A 23,460-nucleotide genomic window follows, 5' to 3' on the forward strand; every position below is an offset into this window, starting at 1 on the left:
GGTTCTAGCGTTTCAAATTTATATTTTTTTACCTCTTCAATCTTTTTTTCTTCTACTGACTTTCCCGGCACATAACCTACCTTTAAGCAACGCAAACCAATTCTTTTTAAAAATTCTCTCACTTGTGACTGATGCGGCGAAATTCTCATTGCTTGCTTAAACAAACTCGCGAAGTAAGTCGGGCTGACATTGATGACGCTCGCCAGTTCAGCCAGTGACAGATCTCGATTCAGATGAGCGTGAATATAATCGATCGCCTCCTGCAACTGAATACGAGTTAAACTTCTGTTCTGTGATGTAACGGGTCGCGTGGCGGTAGAATAATGTCGCAGCAGATGAATCGCTAACACTTGGGTAAGTGATTCAACATACAACTGACCGCTCAGTTCGCCGGACTTTAACTCAGCTAGAAGCAGCATTGCAATCTGCTGAAGATGGGGATCAGGTTTCGAGAAGCAGTTCACAAGATCGATGCGATCGCCATCAAGATTCGATGCTTCAGCAACCTGCGTGATTAATTCTGGCTTCAAGTAAATGTGCAGGATTGACTCACAGGTACTCTTTTCCTGACAGTGCCAGTAGCTCGGCTGCCCCGCTGGCGTAAAAATGCTGTCACCCGTTTGCACAATGGAGTCATGCACGCGATCGTCCCGTTTCTGGATTAAACGAGTCGGTTGCTCTCGCAGCATCAACTGAATCCAGTGATTTGACAGGGCAGGAACTTCAGTCTCAATGAGATATGGAGCGTTTTGATAGTGGTGAACCAAAATTCCATTCCAGTCCTGCTGCTGGCTGGAGAACACCAGAGATCGATTGAGCCGTTGGTCAGGTGCGATCGCGCTAATCAGGGTGCTTGTCATGACGCTTGTCTTCACCGATAGGTTACAGGTCAGTCTGAAGAATGCCGCTTTTTGACTTTTTCAGCCTGTGGCGTAACCTTATCATAGTCTGAATCCGCTTTAGCTGAATCAAAAAGAAGCTCTCGCTCACTGCGACAGCAGGAGCGATGAGATGAATTTTTGGGCGGTGAGGAGTCCCACCCCCGATCAATAACGACTATCAGTCGTTGAGAGAGTGGGGTGGGCGACGAATCGCCAAACTTTGGACTAGGGTTCTCAACGCTTCAGACATCGGTATATCTAAGCTGTCAGCAAAATCTTTCAATAACCCCAACTCTCTATCGTTAAGCCTCGTTTCTACTCTGTGTTTTCTTGCCATAGTTACGACAATTCACCGTAACTATGTTATACTTTATTTGTACAGGTTTAATCAAACTAATAGCTAACCGCTTCCTGTACGCTGAACCTTGACAACTCAGAGTATCGGGTTCTACCCAGTAAATAGATTTCACTGAAATCGCTTTCTGTGGGTAAGTAAAACTCTGACAGTACTAAGGATTGAACAATCTTTGTATTTGTTCAAAGTCTGCAAAGGGGCGTCTCGTAGACTCAAAACAAAGCTCAGTCAATGTCCAACGGGATACCGGGAGTCGCTGAGAAGCCCACACTGTACTGCTTGCAGTCAGTGTGGGAGTACGTCACCAGGAACACACGGATCTTGCAGAGGATTGCCTATTCTCTCAAGCAAAGCGTCTGTAAGGAAAACAACCCATAAAGAAGTGTGACATTTATCTGGAAAAGACATTGCTTCGGCGACGAATTATGTTTTTGTCGCACCAAAAGGTAAGGTTCCGGGTGGACCTAAAATCTCGTCGCCAATTTCGGCAGAAATGCGATCAAACAACTCAAAATTCGGTGGATCTCTCCTTTCTTGCGTTCCTACAGTGGCAATCAATCGAGCAAAGGCACTAGGCGCAGCAATCATCAATCCACGCGCTGGTTCATCCCCGCCCCGATCGCAGCAACAACGTGAGGTGTCCCCACCGGAATCAGGAAGGTTTCACCTGTGCTTATCTCAATCTTTTGAACATCTGTCCAGACGGTGAACTCTCCTTCTAGCACATAGAGTTGCTCCGAATAGCGGGTGTGGCGATGGGGCGGAGTCTGAGAGCCAGGTGGAAAGTAACCTTCGATTAAATCGTACTGTCCTCCGGTCATAGTGCGATCGGCAAGGATAGTAAGATAAGACCCAAAAAACCAGAAAGATTCCGTCATAACATTGCTCCTCATGATTAGGGTGTAAGATGTCCGATCGTTGATCGAAAGAAATCGTCCGGGTCATATTTTCGTTTGAGGTCGAGCAAGCGCTCATAGTTCGACCCAAAGGCAAGCCGAACACGCTCCTGTTCTTCCTCCTCCAGAAGGCTGATATATCCCCCTTTGAACGCATATCTGAGTGGACATATAAGCATTCAGCGCCGTTTCGCGAATCAGGTGAGCAGTTTTTTCGCCTTCTAGATCCCGTCTACCGGAGAATACTACTTTTGCTCCGGCAGCACCAAACGCGCGCTGCTTTGCAGATACCGCAAGGGTCGCAGTTGCTCTGCCAATTCCCGATGTGCCTCCCGTAACTAACGCCACTTTATCTTGAAGTATCATTGTGTTTCCCTCAGCATCACTCTTGTTCTATTGATCTCAAGTGTACTGAGTTCCAACGCTTAACTTCTTTCAAATTCTGACGCTGCCTTATCAGATTCTTACTGGGTTAGCGAACCTGCTTTGGAGTCATTCCGGTGATTCGCTTAAACTGTTGGGTTAAATGACTTTGGCTGGAGAAGCCGACTTGTAAGGCAATGTCTGCGATCGCTAAATCTGTTTTCGACAGCATCAATTTTGCTTGTTCCACTCGCTGTTGAATCACATACTGATGCGGTGAAACTCCCATTGCTTGTTTGAACAAACTCGCAAAGTAAGTCGGGCTGATGTTAACAACACTTGCCAGTTCAGCCAAGGATAAATCTCGATTCAGATGAGCGTGAATGTAATCGATTGCTTGCTGCACCTGAATATGAGTTAAGCTTCGATTCCCAGATGTAATGGTTTGCGTCAAAGTCGAATAGTGCCGCAACAAATGAATCACTAACACTTGGGTCAATGATTCAGCATACAATTGCCCCATCATGCCACCTGATCGCAACGTAAGCGTTCATCAGCATCCCAATCTGATGAAGTTGCAAATCTGGCTGACCGAAACAATGCACGAGGTCGAACCGTTTTAAATCAATCTCGGAGGCTTCAGCAACTTGTTGAATCAATTCCGGTTTTAAGTGAATGTGCAGCGGGGCGCAAATGACATCACTCATATCTGGAGCCTGACACCAATAGCTCGGTTGTCCAGCCGGAACCAAGAAGCTGTCCCCTTTGTGCAGGATGGATTCATGCAAGCGATCGTCCCGTTTTTGAATTAAAGGGGCGGGATCTCCTGTGTGGAAGTAGAGCCAGTGATCCGAGAGAGCAGGAAGTTCCGATTCAAAAGCTGAAGCAGGACTTTGACACTGCTCAACCAAAACGCCATTCCAGCTCTTCTGCCGACTGGAAAACATCAGCGTTTTATTCAACTGTTGGCTAAGTTCGAGCGAGTTTAGAAGGTTGCTTGTCATAAACCTGGTTCTTAAAACTCAACAGATTGATGGGTCTCAACTCCTTGCCTAGATTAGCGTGTTAGCGTGATTCAACAGGCAAATTACAGGATTTTTCACAATCCGTGAATGCGGTAGAGGTCGTCATTCTTTCAGATGACGCTTATGGCTACGAATCTCGGCAATCAATTGGTCACAAGGGCTGCTGTTGCCTCGATCTCAACTAATGTTTCTGGAGAGGCAAGTGAGGCAACACCGATGCCAGTCAGGGCTGGGCGCGACTCTCCCAGATATTGCGTCAGAATCGGTGCGATGTCCTCAAGAAATTCTCCAAATTCACCCCGAATGTAGATGCGAAGGCTAAGCAAATTCTCTATGGAGCTTCCCGATGCTTCTAGGACAGTGGTTAGGTTCGTTAGCGCCTTCGAGAATTGCCCCTCGACGGTATGAGATGAAACTTGGTGGTTCATGTCCCAGTCAACCTGACCAGAAATGTAAACGGTAGCCGTTGCGGTATCGACAACAGCATGGGACAGTCCGTGTGGTCTTCCATCATAGCGTTGTGGCGGGTTGATCAGTTGCTTTCTCATTGTCTCTAAGTCCTTTTTCCCTAACTATCTGGAGTATAGCTAGTTCTAGTGCTCGGTTTCTTTCAGATTCTTAGGGCAGTTTGTCAGATTCTTATGGAGTTAGCGCACTTGCTTTGAGATTATTCCAGTAAAGGTGATTGTAGGTGGTGACTTCGTTTGCCATGTTCGTCCTCCTTTTGTACCGGATAAGCAAGTTTTCAGCAACGAGCGCGACTTCTTGCGCCATCGCGGAAAGAGCGCTAGCTTCAGCCCGCCTTCTCGATCGAAGAACACAACAGCACCATGCTCAAACTCGGTGCCGATAATGCCTTCGGTTTTTAACCCTAAGCCATCCCGATAAAAGCGGAGCGATCGCTGGAGGTCATCGACACCGAGGGTAATGACTGTAATGCGTGGCTTCATGACTAAACTCCTATAATCTGGCGTTGCTGAATGCAGGTATGATTTGCGAACACTCATCCCTTCTGTAGGGTCGTTCCATGGAACGACCCTACAGAAGTCATACATCAAATCAGCAACGCCGATAATCTGAACAGTTTTACTCACCGTTCGCGTAATAGAATTTGACTAAGAGGAATTATCCACAAGATTGCTATAAATATCAGGTGAAAGCCCAGGGTTAGCGCATCTCAAACCCTATTGACAAGCGGACTTGCATCGGTAATTGGGTTTGAAACAAAGTGGTACTATCCGAGCTAGAGAGCCAGTCCACTAGAAATAGTTGACGTAAAACACAGGATATGGGTGTTGTTAAAATCGAGGATTTTGATGCTCTGTTTAAATGCGATCGCTAAAAACCAGACCTAAATATTTCGACCAGAATAGGCGTTTTATTCTTCCACACATAGTTGAGTTTTTGTCAAAACCTTCTACTGGACTGGCGCTCTAGGGTAGGATTTAATCCATCCAGCTGCAACCTTTTGCGTTATGCCAATAGGATTTGAGAAGAAAAGTAAAACTGAAACATCTTTTACACCCAGTATAGGTAGCTTTGAGATTACCAATAAATTTCAAGAATACTTTACACAAGTAAAAGACCCAAGAGTGGAAAAAACGAGATTGCATTCACTCACCGATATCATCACCATTTCTATTTTGGCAGTAATAGCGGGCGCGGAAGGTTGGGAAGATATTGAGGAGTATGGGGTCAATAAAAAAGAATGGTTGGGAACATTTTTAGAACTAACTTTTGGAATCCCCAGCCCCGATACTTTGCTTAAATAAAGTGCGATCACTCTCCCACTTTTCGGCAACAGCTAGCGATCGCATCCTTCGTTTGAGAATTGTGATCGCCCATCTCCCATAGACTAGATTGAGTAGACAGATCAACCGTGGTTGGGCGATCGCTTAAATGGGGAATTATAGTTTAGAATATCGATAACAAATAATTAGCGCCGGAATGCGGAGAATGGCTATGGTTTACCCTAAACTTAGCGGCGAAGAAATTACTCGACGGGGCAAAAAAAATTATGAAAATCTCCGTACTCAAATTGAGACAGCAGAAAATATTGGCAAAATTATTTCAATTAATGTTGAAACCGGTGACTATGAAATTGGGGATGATTTGTTAATAACGAGTCGTCGATTACAAGCTAAACAATCGGATGCGCCAATTTGGGCGGGACGGATTGGGTTTAATGCAGTCTATGCCATTGGTGGGACATTAATTAGGACAGATTAGTAAGTGATACACGGTACTGTGGTCGGGCTACAAGCTCGAATGAGTGTAATACTTCGTCCTCCAGGACGGTCAGATGTAGAAATTGAATTTGTTGTAGATACAGGTTTTGAAGGCTTTCTGACCCTGCCAATTGCGGTCGTTAATGAGCTTCAACTCCCCTATGTGGCTCGAATTGATGCCAACCTTGCCGATGATTCCAGTATTGCAGCCTTTGCTTATCGTGTAACAGTTGTGTGGAATGGTATAGAGCGTGAGGTTATAGTTCTAGGAATAGGTCGTCGTCCATTGATTGGAACTGCCCTGCTTGAAGATTGTCATCTCGGCATAGACTTTTGTGACGGTGGTACAGTACTGATTGATGAGATTTTGTAGATTTTAGAAAGTATGGGATGGAGATAGTTCGCGATGCCTGCGGCGGGCTACGCCTACGCCCTGATTCTAGATACCTGTAAAATTAAGCAAGAGCGATGGCTTCGCCAAAGCCTTCTCTCCGAGACGCTCCGCGAACGGCTAACGCATATCTTATTAAAACATTAATCGTTCAATGGAAATTATGGACGTTCAGATTAGAGAAATTGTGTCCCAAATTTTTACTTAGGTAACTGTTGTGTCTACCTCCTTTTCCCGAAGTCTCAATCGCTGCTGCTGCCAAACGGTTATAGTTTGAAATCACCTGATGTACTGTTCTGACTGTTGTACCCGTATGCAGAGCGATCGCACTTGCTGGTCGTGGTTCAAAGAGAGCATTGTAGACAATTAACCACTTCTGTTATCTGCGAGGATGATCGCAGGTGGCTATTTTTTGTTTGATTTGTTCTAACGTTAGATGTGGCTCAACCCTGCTGACCCTTGCCATGACGAAAGTAATTATTTTAACTTATATCTATTTTACCAATTTTACACTTTAGAACGCGGATTGGTATCACCACATACTTAATCTATTTGTCATTGACTCTGAACAAGTACCATTGAATTGAAAGGGGTGGAATGATGGTTAAACCATCTTCTAGGCTTGACACTCCCCATGCATGAATGCGGGGGATTCTTCTCTGAGTGAGCCAACTTACCCAAGCAGGTTTGCACCAACTAGGACAGAGGTCGATTCTCCAGAAGCGTTGCTTGCGTCAAGCGCAAAGGTTCCGACGTGCCCCGTCGTACCCAATCCTGAGTTAAGGATATTTATGCCAGCGTTGCGATCTCTATCCAATACGCATCCACATTGGCAAACATGGGTGCGAGTAGACAGAGACTTTTTCACAATGGAGCCACAGCTAGAGCATTCTTGGGACGTGTAGGCAGGGTTAACCGCAATAGTTACCCTTAAAAACACCTTGCCAAAATATTCTAGCCAAACTCGAAATTGATGCCATCCAGCGTCATTAATTGACTTAGCCAGACAATGATTTTTAACCATGTTCTTAATCCGCAAATCTTCATAGACTACTACATCGTTAGATGTGATTACGCACCGCGCCAACTTGATAGCGTGGTCTTTACGCTGTCTACTTATTTTGAGGTGAACTCTAGCTAATTTAACTCTAGCTTTACGTCGATTACTAGAACTTTTTACTTTGCGAGAAACCAGTCTTTGCGACCGTTTCATCTTTTTTTCCCCAGTCCGATAGAACCGAGGATTTTCAACTTTGTTACCCAATGAATCAGTGTAGAAACTTTCCAGTCCAACATCTAACCCGATAGTTAGGTGTGTTGGTTCTATTACTTCTTCTCGATCTACTTGGATGCAGAATTGAACGTAGTAGCCATCAGCTTTTTTTACCAATCTCACCCGCTTAATCTGGTCTGGTTGATAGAAATTCAGGTCAGCCCCTTCGGGGAAGTCAAAAGTCAAAAGTCAAAAGTCAAAAGTAAGAACCCCATAAATAAATTTAGGGGCAAGAGTAAGGCGGACGCCGTATTTCTTGCGCGGTGCCACTCGTTATACATTTTTTATTTTTCCATAAATAAATTTAGGGGCTTGTACCTTTTTCTTTCAGGTCACGAGTACCTTTAATTTTTAATCTACCAATTCCATTTTTATCGGTGAAAGTTATCGATTTCCGGTCATCTGCTAGCTTCCATCCCGATGCTTTATATTCAACCGAACGATTATCTTTCTGAAACTTGGGATAACCTTTTTTCCCAGAAATATGGGTTTTGCAGTTCTCATAAAAACGGGATATTGCCGCCCACGCACGTTCTGTTGCTGCTTGACAAAGCTGTTAGCTATTAGCTATTAGCTATTAACCCGGTACATGCCTCGCCCCTCGTGGGCGAAAAATTCGAGTCTTGGGGAGGTTAATACCCCGCTCATATTGGGCGGCTTGTTTAAAACTAATCGCTAATCGCTAACCGCTAATCACTTTTATTTTGCACAGATTTTGGGGAATTAGCTCAGTTGGTAGAGTGCTGCGATCGCACCGCAGAGGCCATCGGTTCAAATCCGTTATTCTCCATTGCCCCGGTAGAGCGGCAAATTATTTGTCCGTGACGACAAAATATTTGTTAAAAGATTTAGAGCGACAAATTATTTGTCACACTTCTGCATATTTTTTTTTACAAAAACCGTAATAACTGGAGTTTAGACTAGTTTCGCACTGGAAACTAGTCTAAACTCCAGATACCTGCAATTATATGTATCATACTTTTCGTGAAATGGTATAAGTTGGAAATAAATGTCTCAAGCAAATGCTCGTTTAGGGCACGCCGCTTCACGCTTGCCCTTGAGAAGATTGACGCTGTGCCATCTTGATGCTGTTGTCGCGCTTCGACTTTGGCAAGATAGAGAGCGGTAAAACTCGCATTGAAGTCAAACTCTAGCTTGAAGCAGTCGCGCTTGGCGATCAGCCAGTCCGGTGAACTGCTTGGCGTCTCGAAACAAAAATTCGATTTGAAAGTCCCTAATGAAGTTACGGCAAATTTTTTGCATGGAGACACAATGAAACGACGACAGAGATTGACGAACCCCAAAGCAAATCGGCGGATGCGGTTCCGGACAATTGCAAAGGTGATGCTGGTAGGCGCGATCATGCTTGCGTGTGTCGGAGGCAGCGCAGCAGGATTTGCGGCTTGGCAAAGTCCGAAAACACAAATGGCTGCCAATCGCGATCAAGCAGTTGCAGTGGTTGAAACAGTCCGCCCAGAGCACGAACACGCATGGAAACAGTCAGCAGACGCTGAACAAAATTGGAGTGTTGCCCATCAGAAGCAGGGGGTGAATGAGGAGAGTGTGCAAAACAATTGGCAAAACAGCTCGGCTGACAACGATACTGTATACAGTGTTAGCTTCAGCCCGGACGGACAAATACTCGCCTCTGGCAGTGGAGATGGCAATATTAGGTTATGGAAGCCAGACGGCACGCTGCTTAACACGCTCAGAGGTCATGATTTCATTGTGAACAGTGTCAGCTTCAGCCCGGATGGACAAACGATTGCCTCTAGTAGTGCTGATCTGACCATCAAGCTGTGGAAGCCAGACGGCACGCTGCTTAACACGCTCAGGGGTCACGAAGATATTGTACACAGTGTCAGCTTCAGCCCGGATGGACAAACGATTGTCTCTTGCAGTGTAGATAACACCATCAAGCTGTGGAAGCCAGATGGCACGCTGCTCAACACGCTGATGGGTCACGAGCTTACTGTATACGATGTCAGCTTCAGCCCAGATGGACAAACACTCGCCTCCGGCAGTTTGGATGAGACCATCAAGCTGTGGAAGCTAGACGGCACGCTAATCAACACGCTCAGGGGTGACACTAGTTATGTAGGTAGTGTCAGTTTCAGCCCAGACGGACAAATACTCGCCTCTAGCAGTGGGGATGGCACTATCAAGCTATGGAAGCCAGACGGCAGACTGCTCAAGACGTTCAGGGGTGACACTAGTTTTGTGAACAGTGTCAGTTTCAGCCCGGATGGACAAACGATTGCCTCTGGCAGTGGGGATGGCAATATTAGGCTGTGGAAGCTAGATGGCACACTGCTCAACACGCTGACAGGTCCCACTCGTGGTGTTGAGAGTATCAGCTTCAGCCCAGATGGACAAACACTCGTCTCTGGCGGTGGGGATAACACCATCAGGCTGTGGAATTTGAACGAGGTTGCGTCGCAAAACTAATAAGGTGAGCGGGCTTGATTTTCTCTGATTGAACTTCAAGGGTTTCTCACTCCCTGTTCATGTGGCGGCGTTTCCCACCAGAAACCATTCTACGTTTCTATTTCACAACGGCTCTGTTCAATAGTCCGGATAGTTAAGGAATGGTGGCAAAACTAGGCAGTATGACCATACACGGCCATGCACTCCAAGCCAGCAGGCAGAATTTCAGAGGCGATCGCCAGCGTTTTCAGGTCATTCGTTTTTGGGTCGATGACAAGTTGGAGGAGGTGGAACCGCCCCAGCAGGAGCAGTGGCAATCAATCTGACTGCGCCGTCTGCACCCATAACCCAACCTTGCGCTTCCACGATCGCCGCTGCTTCTATCCTTCCAGGCTCTTGATCGGGGGGAGCGATGGTAGGTTCCAGCAGTGGTGGAGATGAGGCTCTCATTGCCTAACTGCAAAAGCTCGACATCGTGCAGGGTGATCCTTGATTGAGAATCAGCGATGTCTACGACGGGCTACGCCTACGCAACCGTAGACTGCTCATCTCGTCCTAAATCTTAACTCCAGGTAATAAAAAAAGGAGCCTAAGTTAGGCTCCTTAATAAAAAACTGGTAATAGTAATAGAATTGTGACTACTTAACAGTCACCTTACCGCCAGCTTCTTCGATGCGCTTCTTAGCATCTTCAGCAGCATCCTTTGCAATACCTTCTTTAACTGCCTTGGGCGCAGCTTCTACCAAGTCTTTCGCTTCTTTCAGACCCAAACCGGTCAATTCCCGGACAATCTTCAGCACGGCAATCTTCTTATCAGCTGGGACTGATTCAAGAATCACTTCAAACTCGGTTTGCTCAACAGCTTCCTCAGCCGGAGCAGCAGCACCACCACCACCAGGCATCACCATCATGCCGCCAACGGGTGCAGCAGCACTCACGCCAAAAGCTTCTTCAATTTGCTTGACTAACTCAGCAGCTTCCAGCAAAGACAGTTTTTTTAGTTCTTCTAAAATGTTATCGGTTGCAGCAGACATTGATATAACTCCTGTAATTTTGATTATTTGTTAGTCATTAGTCATTAGCTTTTGAACGGCAGGTGCTCCACTTGGGGAGCCACCCCCGTGGGCGGGTTTCCCGACTTGAGGGGAGTGGCGTGAGACCCCAAGACCGCACTGCCTCTTTTTGACTGATGAACCACGAAGTCTATTCAGCAACAGTTTCAGTTTCGGTGCTACCACCACCTTGCTCTTGTTCGGCCACAGCCTGCAAAGCACGAGCCAGTGAACCAGGAACTTCGTTGATACCCACAGCAATCTTGGTAGCCAAGGCGTTGATAGCTCCAGCTATTTGTGCTATGAGTTGTTCCTTAGATGGCAAGTCTCCCAGAGCTTTGACATCTGGTTCTTTGAGTAGACGACCTTCCATGACACCGCCACGAAGTTCTGTCTTCTTGGTGGCTTTTTGGAAGTCTTGGTAAGCCTTAATTGCAGATGAAAAATCTTCTTTGACTAACAAAAAGGCTGAAGAACCTTTGAGTAGTTCTGACAATGGCTGCCATTTTTCCTCGTCTTTAATAGCAATGCCCATCAAAGTATTTTTAGTGACTTTGCAGACAGTACCACTCGGACGTAGCCGCCGCCGTAAGTCTGTGATTTCAGCAACTGTTAGCCCTTGATACTCTATTACCAGTGCCAGAGTTGACTCACTCAAAGTTTCTTTGAGGTCAGCTACTATCTCTTTTTTATTTTCTAGTGTTCTACCCATTCCAGTCTCACCTCCTTAAAATAATCGGGGAAGTGCCCTACTTGTAAGTTTCTTCACTTGTACGTTTCTTCTAAATCTGAACCCAAATAACAAACCCCAGCTAATTTAGCCGGGGTTGAGTATTAAGACTCTTAACGCCATAGTTATCACACCTTTAAGGGTGGTAATTCTGACTATTAGAGTTTTAACCTCGGCAGGATATTAAGCTATTAGCACCTGCTGTCTCCGGCTTTGCCTATTTAATTGCTCAGGGGGAGTGGGGAGTGGGGAGTAGTGAGTGGGGGAATTATTTTATTCCCTACTCCCTACTCCCTATTCCCTACTCCCTTTTACGCTGCTTCGCTCAGTTTCAAATCTCGTAGGGCGCTGATATCAACTTTAATCGATGGCCCCATTGTGGCTGACACATAAAATGTGCGCCAATAACGACCTTTAGCTCCTGAAGGACGGTTACGGTCAATCGTCTCTTGTAATGCCTTCAGGTTGACTAACAAATCTTCAGGCGAGAAGGTTGCCTTACCAAACATAACATGGACAATACCAGTTCGGTCAGCTCGGAATTCTAGTTTACCAGCTTTGAATTCTGCGATCGCACTTCCTAAATCAAATGTTACGGTTCCGCCTTTGGGCGATGGCATTAAACCACGCGGCCCAAGCAACTTACCCAGCTTTGCCACCTGTGGCATCACATCGGGTGTGGCAATCAGCTTGTCAAAATCCATTCTACCTTTTTGGATTTCGTCAATCAGTTCTTCTGAACCGACTATATCAGCACCAGCGTTGCTTGCTTCGTTTACCTTTTCACCTCTGGCTATCACCGCTACCCGGACGATTTGTCCTGTACCTTTGGGCAGTGCTACCGTTGTTCGCAACTGTTGGTCTGTATACTTAGGGTCAATTCCCAGCCGGATATGCGCTTCCGCAGCTTCGGTAAATTTAGCTGTTGCTGTGTCTTTGAGAAGAGCTAAAGCCTCTAAAGGATTATAGTCCTTATCTTCTACTTTTGCTTGCAGTCCTTGCAAACGACGCGATATTTTTGGCATTTTGTTCTCCTGGGGTAATTCCGAAGCCTCGCCTCTCCCCCGATAATTTGTTATTTGTCCTTTGTCATTTGTCCTTTGTCAGTCGTTTATTTTCTCCTGACTAATGACTAATGACTAATGACTAATGACTAATCCGTGATTGTTACACCCATATTTTTAGCCGTTCCTGCCACAATCTTCATTGCCGCGTCTATGTCGTTGGCATTAAGGTCGGGGAGTTTGGTTTGGGCTATTTCTTGCAATTGGGCTTTGCTAATTGACCCAACCTTCTTTTTGTTGGGTTCATTCGAGCCTTTTTCAATCTTCGCCGCCTTCTGAATCAGCACTGATGCTGGTGGCGTTTTGAGGACAAATGTAAAACTCCGGTCTTCAAAAACCGAGATTTCTACAGGTATGACCATTCCAGCTTGGTCTGCTGTTTTGGCGTTGTATTCTTTGCAGAACATCATGATGTTAACGCCATGTTGACCCAAGGCGGGCCCCACTGGCGGTGCTGGGTTGGCTTTTCCAGCATTCAGGGCCAGTTTAATGACCGCCACTACTTTCTTCGCCATTTGTATTTAACTCTGTTTCTCTACCTGATTAAATTCCAGTTCTACTGGTGTATCCCTGCCGAAAATTGAGAGCAAGGCTTTAAGTTTACTCCGTTCTGGAGAAACTTCAATTACCTCGCCTTCAAAATCTTTAAATGGGCCAGAAAGCACCATTATCTTATCACCAGTAGCCATGTCAATTTTGAGAATCGGCTCTTGTTCGCTGGTTTGTTTGAATATGCGTTCGACTTCTGAAAAACTCAGTGGTATGGGGTTCACATGACCGCGACCCTTACTGCTACCACGCTTTTGTTCTGCACCGACAAAGTTAATTACATGGGAGGTGTTTCGTACCACCTGCCAGGTATCATCATCCATCATCATCCGCACCAGCACATAGCCAGGGAAAACTTTTTCTTCTGTATGCTGGCGACTGCCATCTTTGCGGATTTTCACCGCCGGCGTTTGCGGAATTTCTACCTGAACAATTTTGTCAGCTACATCAAAAGTTTGAATGCGTTGCTCTAAGTTAGTCTTTACACGCTTTTCACAGCCTGAGGCTACTTGCACTGCATACCAGCGTGCTTCTTTTGACGCTGTTTCTGCTGTTTCTGCTGTTTCCTCCGACTGCAACATTGAGTTGCGCGGTTCGTCTGTTGCAAAAGTCATCAGAACACCTGTTTAGCTGCCCAAGCAAACAATCCATCGACCAAGTATATCAAAGATGCGGAGAGTGCAACCATTAACAACACAGCTGCGGATTCGCTCACTATCTGTTTCCGACTGGGCCAAACTACTTTTTCAAGTTCTTCTTTGGTTCCCTGTATGAAGTTGTTAAAGCTAAACCCATTTGTGGTTTCTGGCAATTCTGCTTCACTTTTTTTGCCCACGACCCTTAATCCCCCGTTTGTCACTCAATTTTGGTCATCCAGGTTTGCAGTTTCGACTCTATTTCACTTACTGAAAGCAAAACAACTACAAATACAATGAGTTTACCCGAAATTATTATCACTAACTGCTATATTAGCAGTTGCGTAATTATTTCGGGCTTTGTTTTTTGCTCTTGAGCGCGCCCTGGAGGACTTGAACCCCCGACATCAGGTTTTGGAGACCTGCGTTCTACCAACTGAACTAAGAGCGCACAAGCTGTTTTTGATTCAGTTATTGCGCTGAACTAAATTTCAGTTTAACGCAACACGCGATTTTTATCATACCTCAATTTTGTCGAGAAAACAAGTTAGCGGCAGATGCCGCTGAAGATTTCTCTCATACTATTGAAGGACGAATCACAAAGGGCGGTCAAACCGTTGCTTGATTCGGGTTGCCTTACCTACGCGATCGCGCAGATAATACAGTTTAGCACGGCGTACCTTACCACGACGTAATACTTTGATGCTGTCAATCCGAGGAGAATGCAACAGAAACACCCGCTCAACGCCCACACCTTGAAAAACCTTACGGACTGTAATCGTTTCGTTGATGCCACCATTGCGCTTGGCAATCACTACTCCCTCGTAGGGTTGTACACGGTATTTATCGCCTTCCTTGATTTTCACTCCGACTTTTACGGTGTCGCCCACATAAATGTCGGGTACATTTGATTTTAGCTGTTCCGCTTCAATGGAGCGGATAATCTCTTGAGCGCTCATAGTCTTTGGTGTCTGCTTAAAAAAATCTCACGATCATTAATGATAAATCGATAATCCTATTTCAGTCTACTTGTTAGGATTGATAATTTTACTGATACAACAGCCTAAAGTTCAAAGCTATATTGCAGAATGCTGTCACATAGGGGTGAAATTTATGAAATTTAGCGTCGTTATCAGTACCTATAATCGCTTAAATTTGCTACAAAGAGCAATTGATTCGGCTCGTAAGCAAACAATTGAGTGTGAGGTAGTTGTTGCCGATGACTGTTCTTCTGACGATACCCAAACCTATATCAAAAGTTTAGGGGACAAGGTTGTTTACCATCGTAACGAAGTGAACCTTGGCCATGCAGCAACGGTAAATGCTGGAGTTGCTAAAGCTAGCGGCGACTGGATTAAGTTTTTAGATGATGACGACTATTTAGCACCCAACTGCATAGAAGAGATGATTAAGGCGATCGCACTTCGTCCCGATGCTGTAATCTGCTCTTGTGTGGCGGCTCAGGTGGATGGTAATGAAGTTGAACTTAGTCGCACTCCCCAGGTTGGCCCTGGTTTAGCTTTTTATATCCCACAAGCCGATATTCACTACGGTATGCTTTTAGAGCTTGTACCATTTGGCACGCCTGTACAAGTAGCTTCCCGACGTGATGCTTTTCTGCAAACTGGTGGTTGGGACTCCACACTCGATGCTAACTGTGATGATATCGATTCCTGGATTCGGATTGCCCAGTTTGGCGATGCTATTTTCCTTAATCAGTGTCTTGCTTACCGCACTGTTTGGCCAGGTGCGTATAATCAAAAGTTTTCTTTGTCTCGACGATTAGCTACAAATATTTTGATGAAGGAGAAAATTTACGCCTTGGTGGATGAGCAACATCGCTCAAAAATTCCTCATTTTCAGGATATAAAAAATTACCTGAAACTCCATTGGATTTTAGTAGCACTGAAGCAAAAAAATCTCAAGAGTTTTCTTTCAATGATAGATCCTTCTATACTTTCTCCTCAGTCTTGGAAGTTTTTGCTAACTGCTGCCTCATCACGCCGCTCTCAGGGAAATAATTCTCAGGTTCGCAAATTTGTGTTGATTGAATCGTGATAAGCTAATCGGCATTTAAGTTGCATAATCAGGGCGGGCAAGATGCCCACCCCACAAGATTTTGATGAAATCAAAATATGCAAATTAGATGTGTTTTAGCTGATAGGAGAATTCAGAAGTCAGAATGGATTACGCCCGACTGCGCTAACAGAATTCGATAGCAAGTCTCTATGTAGAAACTCTTGATTGAATTAACTCTAAACTGGCTATATTTTGACTATAATTAGCGACTAATATAAATAATTTTAGCCATTGAGAACCTAGTAAAATTTCCTGGATTTCATCTCCAGCAAATACAGGAATTTCCCACTCTTGACTATCTATTATTACCCTACCACTATAAACATCAAATTCAGTTTCTCCTTGAGCAGTTCTTAATTTATTTTGACGTAAAAAAGACCAATCAAGACTTTGTACATCTTGTTTGTTCATAGCTAAAAATTCAGTGAATCCTGTATCTAACATTGTTTCTACAGGAAAACTGAAGTCATCCCCTCCAATTAAATCAATTTCAAAGTAAACTTGACCTTTATCTCCAAATCTCCCCTCAATCATATTCTGCCACTAACTCCGGTTTCATTAATGCCAAAAATATGATGAATCACATGAGGATATTTTTCTCTGGCCATTTTACTTGCTACCTCTTGATCCCGATCAATAAAATAATCTCCACTATCAGGTTCAATGGCAATATACCAACCATAGTATTTATCTAGTATTTCTGGTTTTAAACGCTCAAAAATCACCCAACAACGCTCATAAAATGCCTGTCTTCTGGCTTTGTCTTGAGCTTTTTGTGCTTGGGTCCATTGAATTTCTGGAAATACTCTCCCACGTCTGACTATTCTTTTTGGTGAAGAGTGTGTCATATTTTTGACCTCATTAAAATTTATTGTCCATATTTATTATAAAATGCCAAATGGGAACCATTGGTTCCCAAATCTTACCAGAGTTTTTTATGACAACAGTTATTTCATCTAGAATGCTACCATTCCCATAATTTTCTAGTACAGCCCAAGTCCGTTCAATTAACTATTTGCTTAAGCGTGTGAAAGTCGCTATGGTGCTGCGTAGCAATGCTGAAGACAATTTGTGTGCAAAATGAGTCCACCCACTAGGCATATACTTGGTGTACGATATGTCTATAATTAAACTTTCGTGAAGAAATTTTTAAGTGTCCAAGAGGAAGTTTATGTCTAAAAAATTCTCTGACTCTTTTTTGTTTCAATTCCTAATTATGCCAGTTGGAGGCATAATAGTTGCCGTAATTTTGGGACTTTTAATAGCCCCATTGGGCAGATGGTTTACCAAGACACCAATTATAGGAACTGCTTTTGAACAATTATGCCACGCTACAAATGCTAATTGTTCTGAATATTCCCAAACTAAAGTAGCTAGCTTGTTATTGGTTACATTGGTAGAACCGCAAGCATAAACATGAGTACGGGTGTATTTCTTACCCGTCCGTACTCTACCAGTAATTCCCCATTGGGCATTACATAACCGCACCAATATTTGTTATTGTTTGTTCCAGGGCGGACACAAAACGGTATCACCAAGAGTTTACCTAATTCTTATCTTCTTTTATCCCGATTTATTAAACCGTTACTGAATAAGTCTTTAAAGCTAAGTAGCTGAAGACATGAGCTATTGGTCAGTAGTAATTTGTGATTTTTACAAGCTACTGGCTAATTTTGAGTTGTTTTTAAAAACTCAATAATTGTGTCTTTCTCTACTCAGTCAATTGTCTTTATTTTTTATACATATCTCAAACATTATGCGAATTATACATATTTTGAACCACGTTCAAGAAATAGGTAACGGTATTGTGAATGTGGCTGTGGATCTGGCTTGCTTACAGGCAAAATCTGGTCATGAGGTAGCGGTTATTTCGGCAGGTGGTGAATATGAAAAATTACTAAATATATCTGGTGTCAAACACTACCAACTAGACCAAACTCGCAAACCAATAAGTATGATTAAAGCAGCTATTGGTTACAGAGCGATCGCCGCAGAATTTCAGCCGGATATTGTTCACGCCCACATGATGACGGGAGTCATCCTAGCCCGCATTTTTAAAGGGCATAAATATGCTTTAGTTTCCACAGTCCACAACGAATTTCAGCGTTCTAGTCTGTTGATGGGTTTAGCTGACAGGGTAATTGCTGTCAGTAAGGCGGTGCGAGATTCTATGGCACGGCGTGGTATTTCCGAAAACAAATTGCGGGTAGTATGTAATGGAACTTTGGGCAGCCCCCGCACTCGACAAATACAAGATTATCAACCTTTACCATTACAACGTCCAGCGATCGCCACTGTAGCCGGGATGTATCAACGCAAGGGAATCGCTGAGTTAATTGCTGCCTTTGAACAAATTGCCTCAGATTTTCCTCAAGCGCATCTTTATTTGGTCGGAAATGGCCCTGATAAACAGCTATTCGAGGCACAGGCAGAAGCAACTTCTGTAAAAGAACGCATTCATTTTGAAGGCTTCCAGCCGTCACCTCAACGCTATCTGATATCTTGTGACATATTTGTGCTAGCTTCCCACCGCGATCCTTGCCCCCTAGTACTTTCGGAAGCTAGGGAAGCTGGAACTGCGATCGTTGGCACTCAAGTAGACGGGATTCCTGAAGCTTTGGACAATGGGGAAGCAGGACTTTTAGTGCCAGCAAAAGATAGTAAGGCTTTGGCTGGGGTTTTAGCGCAATTACTGAGTAATGCCGATATGCTGCATGAGTGGAAAAATCGGGCAAATCAAAACCTACAATGGCTGAGTGTTGCCCGCGTCCATCAAGAAACACTGGCAGTGTATCGTGAATTAATTACAGAGTAAGGGTATTAACAGTGTAGCGATCGCTTTAGTTTTAAAGCTACACCTAAAGCGCCAAAAACTAGTACACCCAAAACATTAGTTGATTCAGGAACAGCAGTGTAATAAGTAGCGACTCTGATCGGCCCATCTTTATCTACTTGCTCTGCTGGCACTGGTGGAATGATTCCAGCACCTGGCGCTACATTGGGCTTGGTAGCGAATGGATTGTAAAACAGGGTTCCGTTTGGGATTACGCCACCACTAAAAGTGATGATGTTATCTTTTATGGTAACGTCTCTAAAAATATCTTTTAGATCGGGGTTATTAGAGTAACCAATCTTGCCATCTCCATTAACATCTCCCCACTGCACCGGCTCATTATCAAATACAGGAGTAGAATCTGGATTACTATAGGAAAGCGTTTTTAAATCAAAGACCAAGCTTTCTATATCGTAACCAGTATCATTTAGAAAGTTATTAGCTACATCTGAGACACCATATTCTATTACTTGCCCTGGTTGAAACTCTGGCCCAAGGGTTCTTGGGTTTTTCGTTTCGAGTATGTCTTGATTTTGAGTTGTCACGATGGGTTCTACCAAGATGAAGGCTCTCGCTGGTGTTAAAGACAAAAAACTAATTCCTGCTGCTCCTAGAGCAGATAAGGCTATTTTGATTGCTATTGTAGTCATATTTCTGTCCTCTTTATATTGATTGAGAGAATCCTATACCGCGTGAGTTAAATCAAACAGCAAAAACTCATTTTTCAACTGCTATCTACGTGCTAGATAAATAGGGTTAATGTGTGTCTGCTCAGTGAGTTTATATATACTCACAGGTTGATTTATAAAACAATTCTTGTAATGCTTTATCACAATAATTATTAATTTCATGCAATCTTTATAAAGAATCTAAATTAGAACTTATGCGTTGACAGATTAGACAATATGTGATTTTAAAAAAATTGATTTAGATTCTCAGAGGATGTCTGAGAAGTTTTGCATTAGTGATTAAAATCACGCAAGTTGCTTCAACATTAAACGAATCATCGCTACATAAATAAGTTTTCATGTATTTGAACGACATCTGTCGTAGGGGTAAAGCGCATTGCTCATACGTGTCAACTTAACGTAAAAGCCATGTCCCGCAAGGAACTGAAGTTCCTTGCTAATAGCGAAAGTCATCTCTTGATGACTAAATAATCCGAAAAATCTTTAGTCTACTTGAGTAGACTTTAGCTATGAGCCGCTGAAATTCATTTCTGGGCGGGCGTGGAAGCCAACAGATAAGCGATTTTTAGCTTAAGTTGACACGTATGAGCAATGTGCTTTACCCCTACCGCGTGGTCTATTTACCTGAAAATAGCTGTAACTAGATTATTTTAAGATTTCCGTTAGCAAATCAATTCATAAGTTCATTACAACAATTGTTGCAATGATTTAAGCCTTTCTTATATATGGAAGAGTATTTGTTGCAAAGTATTGAGCAATTGCTGCAACTGATTATACATTTGCAAGAAATACTTAAGCGTTTCTTATATATGAAAGAGTATTTGTTGCAAAGTATTAAACGATTGCTGCAACTGATTATACATTTGCAAGAAATACTTAAGCGTTTCTTATACATGAAAGAGTATTTGTTGCAAACGTTTAAATTTTCACAGATAAATAGAGTGCATTACGGCTTTAACCTAATACTGCGTAGGTTTTGAATATTCGTAGGTTGGGTTGAGCTTTAGCGTTACCCAACAAACCCCGCTCTTAGGTTGGGTTACCCTGCGGGAAGCCCCAACTCTTGGAGACGCACTCGGGTCTACGTTCCTCAAACGCCACTTGCTTCAAGTCGGGAAACCCGCCCAACACAGTGGCTCCCCAACCTACACATTTTTATTGAAAGCGGCGGGAAACTCCATCCCCTCGTGGGTGGAGAGGGATAGCCGCCCCGCCGCTTTGGGCATTGGGCATTGGGCATTGGTAACTTCTTCCCCATGCCCCATGCCCGATTCCCCATGCCCAAAAACTCCATCCCGCAAGTGGCGTGGAGTTTTTCATTTTTTAGCCTTAACCGAGTAGTATTGGGCTTTAACCTTAATCCCTATTAGTGATAGAAATAAGTCTTTTCGTAAATCCACGCAACCAGATTAACACTGGCTTCGCCCAATTTCCACCTAGCAAATCGTGCAGCAGAATATAAAAACAGGGGATGATAAACAATGTCAGCATTGTAGCGATCGCCATCCCAAAGAAAACTACAATCCCTAAAGGCTGCAAAAACTCAGAACCTTCGCCAATGCCCAATGCTAAAGGAAACAGTCCCAAGATCGTGGTTACTGTAGTCATGATAATTGGGCGCAAGCGTTGAGGAGCAGCTTTCACGATCGCAATTTGGCGACTACAACCAACTTCATCCCGAATTTGGTTTGCCAGTTCTACCATTAGAATCCCTGCGTTCACCACAATTCCCACCAGCAGAACGACACCAACAATTACAGTTGCGCCAATTGCAGTTTGGGTAATGTAAAGTCCAAAAATTCCCCCAGCTAACGCCAGTGGTACGGTGAAGATAATTACCAACGGGTCAATCAGCGAATTGTATTGCACCGCCATAACTACAAAGATTAAGAACACCGCCAACGCTCCCAAAGTTTTTAAAGCATCTTGAAGTTGCTGATTCGTTTCTTCGGCAGAACTAGGTACAATTGAAACGCCATCAGGTAAGTCTACATCTTGGAGTACCTCATTGATTTCTGCGATCGCTTCACCAAGACTAGCTCCCTCGGTGAGATTACCTGTGACAATAAAAGCTTGGCGCTGATTAATCCGTTGCACCTCACCAGGCGCTTGACCTTCTTGAATGTTCGCAACATCAAAAAGGCGGATTAGTTGATTGTTTTCTGTAAATAGCGGTAATTGCTCTAGCTGGGAAGGACGCGCAATTGCTTCTTTATTTAGCTGCACCCGCACATCAACTAAACGATTACCGCGTTGAATTTGCGTGGGAACTGAACCTTCAATTGCTGTTTGAACTGTTGCACCAATTTGCTCTGCGCTCAACCCTAAAGCCGAAACCCTTTCCCAGTCTGGGCGAATTTGGATTTCCGGTTGCCGGGGGTCGGCATCTGGTCGGAATGTCGCTAATTTTGCTCTTTCTTGCAATGCTTGCAGCACTTGTGCGCCTGCTTGCGTTAAGTTTCCTTCATTCTCACCTTGCAGAATCACGTCAACGTCTGACCCTTGCACTGGAGAATTACTCAAGATTAAACCCCGTACCTGACCAGGATTGAGGCGCAGCAGAATTCCTGCTAAGTTGAGTTTATTAAATTCCTGAGTTACTTTTTTCACAAAAGCTTCAACATCTGTGCCTGGTTTTAGATTGATAGTGCTGCTGGCACGTAAAGGATTTTCTGTAGTATTGCTGCCAAATAAATTACCACCCACAGTTGTAAAAGCAGACTCGGTTTCTGGTTGTTTGAGCAAAATGTCATCGACAATTTGCATAACTTTCTGAGAAGTTGCTAAAGGTGTACCGGGAGGAAACTGCGCTCTCAAGGTAGCTTGCCCAGTACTGATGCGGGGTAAAATTTCTTGGGGAATTTGACCAAACATAAAGAAGCTACTGCCGCCTAAAATTACCAAAGCAGCGATAACAACGAGGAGCCGATAGCGTAAAACCTTGGTTAAGAAGTTACTGTATCCCCGCGTAGCATCTTCAAATCGGTGATTAAACTGTCTAAGTAGCCAAAATTCACTGATCCGACTAGACCAGCGAATTCCCAAAAGTCGAGAAGATAGCATCGGCACTACTGTGATCGCGACGATAAGGGATGCTGCGACTGCGAAGCTAATTGTCAAAATCAGTTCATTAAATAGCAGTGCAATAAAGCCGCCAATTAACAGGAATGGCACTACAGAAACTAAGTTAGCACCTGTAGCAGCAACTAAAGCAGATTCTACTTCTTGGGAAGCTGCGATCGCAGTCTCAATTATAGATTGGGGAGTAGGGAGTGGGGAGTAGGGAGTAGTGGAGGATTTTTCCCCACTCCCCATTCCCCATTCCCCATTCCCTTTTCTCTCTTTTTGATTGGGAGTCATCCCCGCTTTTTCGGAAATGTTCTCCAAAATCACAACGGATGTGTCAATTGCTTGACCGACTCCTAATGTCAGACCTGCTAAACTAAAAACATTCAAAGTTAAGCCAAATATTCTCATCAGAGCGATCGCTGCCAGAGTACACAACGGAATCGTTAAACTGATAATCAATGTTTGTCTGAATGATCCCAAAAATAACAACACTGCTGCTGCTGCTAACAATGCTCCAGAAATCCCCGAAAAGATGACATCATTTAAAGAATTGCGGATGAAAACAGATTCATCTGTGGTGGGACTCAAAGTCATATCTGCTGGAATTAAACCCGATTGTCGTAATTGTTCAATTCGCCGCTTAACAGCATCTACAACGGTAATTGTGTTGGCCTCCGGCTGCTTTCGGACTGAAAATTTCACAGCAGGCTGACGATTCAGGTAAACAAATAGTCGCTGGTCTTCTGTATCATCAATTACCTCCGCAAAGTCTCGCAAGTAGACGCGGCGGGGAAGGGATGAGGGGGATGAGGGAGCAGGGGGAGATGAGGGAGTGAGGGACAAGAATTAATGCCCAATGCCCCATGCCCAATGCCCAATGCCCAATGCAATGACTAATTACAAGTTCACATCTTGTTGCTG

At 44.1% G+C, this 23,460-nt stretch carries 29 protein-coding genes, 2 tRNA genes, 2 pseudogenes and 1 other annotated feature; of the genes and pseudogenes, 7 read left to right on the forward strand and 26 right to left on the reverse strand.

What is annotated here, in order from left to right; genetic code table 11:
- The 10 genes from LC574_RS00700 to LC574_RS00745 form a co-directional block, all read right to left on the reverse strand.
- Positions 1 to 860, reverse strand: an 860-nt coding sequence (locus tag LC574_RS00700; RefSeq protein ID WP_229451035.1) for an AraC family transcriptional regulator, incomplete at its 3' end; no start/stop codon positions are given.
- Positions 861 to 1,059: 199 nt separating this feature from the next.
- Positions 1,060 to 1,218: a hypothetical protein gene (locus LC574_RS00705; protein WP_229451036.1), complete on the reverse strand. Its 159-nt coding sequence runs from the start codon at positions 1,216 to 1,218 to the stop codon at positions 1,060 to 1,062.
- 441 nt (positions 1,219 to 1,659) lie between these two features.
- Positions 1,660 to 1,824: a hypothetical protein gene (locus tag LC574_RS00710; RefSeq protein WP_229451037.1), complete on the reverse strand. Its 165-nt coding sequence runs from the start codon at positions 1,822 to 1,824 to the stop codon at positions 1,660 to 1,662.
- On the reverse strand, positions 1,824 to 2,114 hold the full coding sequence (locus LC574_RS00715) for a cupin domain-containing protein (RefSeq protein WP_229451038.1): 291 nt from the start codon (positions 2,112 to 2,114) through the stop codon (positions 1,824 to 1,826). Before LC574_RS00715 ends, LC574_RS00710 begins: the two co-directional genes overlap by 1 nt.
- A gap of 17 nt (positions 2,115 to 2,131) precedes the next feature.
- Entirely contained in the window at positions 2,132 to 2,269 is a 138-nt protein-coding gene (locus LC574_RS00720; protein WP_229451061.1) for a BBE domain-containing protein, read from the reverse strand.
- The gene (locus LC574_RS00725; RefSeq protein WP_229451039.1) at positions 2,208 to 2,498 is read right to left on the reverse strand and encodes a hypothetical protein; all 291 of its coding nucleotides are present in this window, start codon (positions 2,496 to 2,498) and stop codon (positions 2,208 to 2,210) included. Before LC574_RS00725 ends, LC574_RS00720 begins: the two co-directional genes overlap by 62 nt.
- A 106-nt stretch (positions 2,499 to 2,604) precedes the next feature.
- Positions 2,605 to 3,021, reverse strand: coding sequence for an AraC family transcriptional regulator (locus tag LC574_RS00730; RefSeq protein ID WP_229451040.1), 417 nt, complete (start codon positions 3,019 to 3,021; stop codon positions 2,605 to 2,607).
- Positions 2,999 to 3,499: a hypothetical protein gene (locus LC574_RS00735; RefSeq protein ID WP_229451041.1), complete on the reverse strand. Its 501-nt coding sequence runs from the start codon at positions 3,497 to 3,499 to the stop codon at positions 2,999 to 3,001. The genes LC574_RS00730 and LC574_RS00735 overlap by 23 nt, the downstream gene beginning before the upstream one ends.
- 164 nt (positions 3,500 to 3,663) lie before the next feature.
- Complete coding sequence (locus tag LC574_RS00740) at positions 3,664 to 4,068, reverse strand: RidA family protein (protein ID WP_229451042.1); 405 nt, start codon at positions 4,066 to 4,068, stop codon at positions 3,664 to 3,666.
- A gap of 99 nt (positions 4,069 to 4,167) precedes the next feature.
- Entirely contained in the window at positions 4,168 to 4,470 is a 303-nt protein-coding gene (locus LC574_RS00745) for a VOC family protein (protein ID WP_229451043.1), read from the reverse strand.
- 525 nt (positions 4,471 to 4,995) lie between these two features.
- Between LC574_RS00745 and LC574_RS00750 the strand changes: the two genes are divergently transcribed.
- From LC574_RS00750 to LC574_RS00760, 3 genes are all read left to right on the forward strand, one after another.
- Complete coding sequence (locus tag LC574_RS00750; protein ID WP_306422070.1) at positions 4,996 to 5,292, forward strand: transposase family protein; 297 nt, start codon at positions 4,996 to 4,998, stop codon at positions 5,290 to 5,292.
- A gap of 190 nt (positions 5,293 to 5,482) precedes the next feature.
- Positions 5,483 to 5,749: a hypothetical protein gene (locus tag LC574_RS00755; RefSeq protein WP_229451044.1), complete on the forward strand. Its 267-nt coding sequence runs from the start codon at positions 5,483 to 5,485 to the stop codon at positions 5,747 to 5,749.
- 3 nt (positions 5,750 to 5,752) lie between these two features.
- Entirely contained in the window at positions 5,753 to 6,121 is a 369-nt protein-coding gene (locus LC574_RS00760) for a clan AA aspartic protease (RefSeq protein ID WP_229451045.1), read from the forward strand.
- 691 nt (positions 6,122 to 6,812) lie between these two features.
- Here LC574_RS00760 and LC574_RS00765 read toward each other — a convergent pair.
- A pseudogene (locus tag LC574_RS00765) lies at positions 6,813 to 7,580 on the reverse strand (RNA-guided endonuclease InsQ/TnpB family protein); the annotation flags it as partial.
- A 160-nt stretch (positions 7,581 to 7,740) separates the two neighbouring features.
- Positions 7,741 to 7,959: pseudogene (locus LC574_RS00770) on the reverse strand (RNA-guided endonuclease TnpB family protein); the annotation flags it as partial.
- Between the two features lie 170 nt (positions 7,960 to 8,129).
- Here LC574_RS00770 and LC574_RS00775 point away from each other — a divergent pair.
- Positions 8,130 to 8,202: transfer RNA gene (locus tag LC574_RS00775), tRNA-Ala, on the forward strand.
- 347 nt (positions 8,203 to 8,549) lie between these two features.
- Entirely contained in the window at positions 8,550 to 9,860 is a 1,311-nt protein-coding gene (locus LC574_RS00780; protein WP_229451046.1) for a WD40 repeat domain-containing protein, read from the forward strand.
- A gap of 231 nt (positions 9,861 to 10,091) precedes the next feature.
- Here LC574_RS00780 and LC574_RS00785 read toward each other — a convergent pair whose 3' ends face one another.
- The 9 genes from LC574_RS00785 to rplS form a co-directional block, all read right to left on the reverse strand.
- Positions 10,092 to 10,289 carry a hypothetical protein gene (locus LC574_RS00785; protein WP_229451047.1) on the reverse strand — a complete coding sequence of 66 codons (198 nt, stop codon included), beginning with the start codon at positions 10,287 to 10,289 and terminating at the stop codon, positions 10,092 to 10,094.
- A 188-nt stretch (positions 10,290 to 10,477) separates the two neighbouring features.
- Entirely contained in the window at positions 10,478 to 10,873 is a 396-nt protein-coding gene (gene rplL / locus LC574_RS00790) for a 50S ribosomal protein L7/L12 (protein WP_229451048.1), read from the reverse strand.
- Between the two features lie 169 nt (positions 10,874 to 11,042).
- The gene (rplJ, locus tag LC574_RS00795) at positions 11,043 to 11,603 is read right to left on the reverse strand and encodes a 50S ribosomal protein L10 (protein ID WP_229451049.1); all 561 of its coding nucleotides are present in this window, start codon (positions 11,601 to 11,603) and stop codon (positions 11,043 to 11,045) included.
- A 79-nt stretch (positions 11,604 to 11,682) separates the two neighbouring features.
- Positions 11,683 to 11,850 (reverse strand) — a sequence feature (ribosomal protein L10 leader region).
- 82 nt (positions 11,851 to 11,932) lie between these two features.
- A complete protein-coding gene (gene rplA / locus LC574_RS00800) occupies positions 11,933 to 12,646 on the reverse strand; it encodes a 50S ribosomal protein L1 (protein ID WP_229451050.1) in 714 nt (237 codons plus the stop codon).
- A gap of 128 nt (positions 12,647 to 12,774) precedes the next feature.
- Complete coding sequence (gene rplK, locus LC574_RS00805) at positions 12,775 to 13,200, reverse strand: 50S ribosomal protein L11 (protein WP_229451051.1); 426 nt, start codon at positions 13,198 to 13,200, stop codon at positions 12,775 to 12,777.
- A 6-nt stretch (positions 13,201 to 13,206) separates the two neighbouring features.
- A complete protein-coding gene (gene nusG, locus LC574_RS00810) occupies positions 13,207 to 13,848 on the reverse strand; it encodes a transcription termination/antitermination protein NusG (protein WP_229451052.1) in 642 nt (213 codons plus the stop codon).
- Positions 13,848 to 14,069 (reverse strand): preprotein translocase subunit SecE, encoded by a 222-nt coding sequence (gene secE / locus LC574_RS00815; RefSeq protein WP_229451062.1) that lies wholly within the window; start codon positions 14,067 to 14,069, stop codon positions 13,848 to 13,850. The genes nusG and secE overlap by 1 nt, the downstream gene beginning before the upstream one ends.
- A 178-nt stretch (positions 14,070 to 14,247) precedes the next feature.
- A tRNA-Trp gene (locus tag LC574_RS00820) sits at positions 14,248 to 14,320 on the reverse strand.
- A gap of 145 nt (positions 14,321 to 14,465) precedes the next feature.
- A complete protein-coding gene (gene rplS / locus LC574_RS00825) occupies positions 14,466 to 14,828 on the reverse strand; it encodes a 50S ribosomal protein L19 (RefSeq protein WP_229451053.1) in 363 nt (120 codons plus the stop codon).
- Between the two features lie 154 nt (positions 14,829 to 14,982).
- Between rplS and LC574_RS00830 the strand changes: the two genes are divergently transcribed.
- Positions 14,983 to 15,927 (forward strand): glycosyltransferase family 2 protein, encoded by a 945-nt coding sequence (locus tag LC574_RS00830; protein WP_229451054.1) that lies wholly within the window; start codon positions 14,983 to 14,985, stop codon positions 15,925 to 15,927.
- Between the two features lie 168 nt (positions 15,928 to 16,095).
- Here the strand turns inward: LC574_RS00830 and LC574_RS00835 are convergent, their stop codons facing one another.
- The 3 genes from LC574_RS00835 to LC574_RS00845 form a co-directional block, all read right to left on the reverse strand.
- Positions 16,096 to 16,482 (reverse strand): aspartyl protease, encoded by a 387-nt coding sequence (locus tag LC574_RS00835; RefSeq protein WP_229451055.1) that lies wholly within the window; start codon positions 16,480 to 16,482, stop codon positions 16,096 to 16,098.
- A complete protein-coding gene (locus tag LC574_RS00840; RefSeq protein ID WP_229451056.1) occupies positions 16,479 to 16,796 on the reverse strand; it encodes a hypothetical protein in 318 nt (105 codons plus the stop codon). Before LC574_RS00840 ends, LC574_RS00835 begins: the two co-directional genes overlap by 4 nt.
- 355 nt (positions 16,797 to 17,151) lie before the next feature.
- Positions 17,152 to 17,439 (reverse strand): hypothetical protein, encoded by a 288-nt coding sequence (locus LC574_RS00845; RefSeq protein WP_229451057.1) that lies wholly within the window; start codon positions 17,437 to 17,439, stop codon positions 17,152 to 17,154.
- 265 nt (positions 17,440 to 17,704) lie between these two features.
- On the opposite strand from LC574_RS00845, the gene LC574_RS00850 reads away from it, so the two are divergent.
- A complete protein-coding gene (locus tag LC574_RS00850) occupies positions 17,705 to 18,763 on the forward strand; it encodes a glycosyltransferase family 4 protein (RefSeq protein WP_229451058.1) in 1,059 nt (352 codons plus the stop codon).
- Positions 18,764 to 18,768: 5 nt separating this feature from the next.
- Here the strand turns inward: LC574_RS00850 and LC574_RS00855 are convergent, their stop codons facing one another.
- Positions 18,769 to 19,431, reverse strand: coding sequence for a hypothetical protein (locus LC574_RS00855; RefSeq protein ID WP_229451059.1), 663 nt, complete (start codon positions 19,429 to 19,431; stop codon positions 18,769 to 18,771).
- Between the two features lie 1,395 nt (positions 19,432 to 20,826).
- Positions 20,827 to 23,382: an efflux RND transporter permease subunit gene (locus LC574_RS00860; RefSeq protein WP_229451060.1), complete on the reverse strand. Its 2,556-nt coding sequence runs from the start codon at positions 23,380 to 23,382 to the stop codon at positions 20,827 to 20,829.
- Positions 23,383 to 23,460 lie beyond the last annotated feature (78 nt).

It is taken from the genome of Nostoc sp. CHAB 5715, assembly GCF_020829685.1.
GTDB lineage: Bacteria > Cyanobacteriota > Cyanobacteriia > Cyanobacteriales > Nostocaceae > Nostoc.

Bases quoted from the DNA above. Each gene is read 5' to 3' on its own strand.
- LC574_RS00705 (WP_229451036.1), bottom strand. From the start codon at position 1,218: ATGGCAAGAAAACACAGAGTAGAAACGAGGCTTAACGATAGAGAGTTG.
- LC574_RS00710 (WP_229451037.1), bottom strand. From the start codon at position 1,824: ATGATTGCTGCGCCTAGTGCCTTTGCTCGATTGATTGCCACTGTAGGA.
- LC574_RS00715 (WP_229451038.1), bottom strand. From the start codon at position 2,114: ATGACGGAATCTTTCTGGTTTTTTGGGTCTTATCTTACTATCCTTGCC.
- LC574_RS00725 (WP_229451039.1), bottom strand. From the start codon at position 2,498: ATGATACTTCAAGATAAAGTGGCGTTAGTTACGGGAGGCACATCGGGA.
- LC574_RS00730 (WP_229451040.1), bottom strand. From the start codon at position 3,021: ATGATGGGGCAATTGTATGCTGAATCATTGACCCAAGTGTTAGTGATT.
- LC574_RS00735 (WP_229451041.1), bottom strand. From the start codon at position 3,499: ATGACAAGCAACCTTCTAAACTCGCTCGAACTTAGCCAACAGTTGAAT.
- LC574_RS00740 (WP_229451042.1), bottom strand. From the start codon at position 4,068: ATGAGAAAGCAACTGATCAACCCGCCACAACGCTATGATGGAAGACCA.
- LC574_RS00745 (WP_229451043.1), bottom strand. From the start codon at position 4,470: ATGAAGCCACGCATTACAGTCATTACCCTCGGTGTCGATGACCTCCAG.
- LC574_RS00750 (WP_306422070.1), top strand. From the start codon at position 4,996: ATGCCAATAGGATTTGAGAAGAAAAGTAAAACTGAAACATCTTTTACA.
- LC574_RS00755 (WP_229451044.1), top strand. From the start codon at position 5,483: ATGGTTTACCCTAAACTTAGCGGCGAAGAAATTACTCGACGGGGCAAA.
- LC574_RS00785 (WP_229451047.1), bottom strand. From the start codon at position 10,289: ATGAGAGCCTCATCTCCACCACTGCTGGAACCTACCATCGCTCCCCCC.
- rplL (WP_229451048.1), bottom strand. From the start codon at position 10,873: ATGTCTGCTGCAACCGATAACATTTTAGAAGAACTAAAAAAACTGTCT.
- rplJ (WP_229451049.1), bottom strand. From the start codon at position 11,603: ATGGGTAGAACACTAGAAAATAAAAAAGAGATAGTAGCTGACCTCAAA.
- rplA (WP_229451050.1), bottom strand. From the start codon at position 12,646: ATGCCAAAAATATCGCGTCGTTTGCAAGGACTGCAAGCAAAAGTAGAA.
- rplK (WP_229451051.1), bottom strand. From the start codon at position 13,200: ATGGCGAAGAAAGTAGTGGCGGTCATTAAACTGGCCCTGAATGCTGGA.
- nusG (WP_229451052.1), bottom strand. From the start codon at position 13,848: ATGACTTTTGCAACAGACGAACCGCGCAACTCAATGTTGCAGTCGGAG.
- rplS (WP_229451053.1), bottom strand. From the start codon at position 14,828: ATGAGCGCTCAAGAGATTATCCGCTCCATTGAAGCGGAACAGCTAAAA.
- LC574_RS00830 (WP_229451054.1), top strand. From the start codon at position 14,983: ATGAAATTTAGCGTCGTTATCAGTACCTATAATCGCTTAAATTTGCTA.
- LC574_RS00835 (WP_229451055.1), bottom strand. From the start codon at position 16,482: ATGATTGAGGGGAGATTTGGAGATAAAGGTCAAGTTTACTTTGAAATT.
- LC574_RS00840 (WP_229451056.1), bottom strand. From the start codon at position 16,796: ATGACACACTCTTCACCAAAAAGAATAGTCAGACGTGGGAGAGTATTT.
- LC574_RS00850 (WP_229451058.1), top strand. From the start codon at position 17,705: ATGCGAATTATACATATTTTGAACCACGTTCAAGAAATAGGTAACGGT.
- LC574_RS00855 (WP_229451059.1), bottom strand. From the start codon at position 19,431: ATGACTACAATAGCAATCAAAATAGCCTTATCTGCTCTAGGAGCAGCA.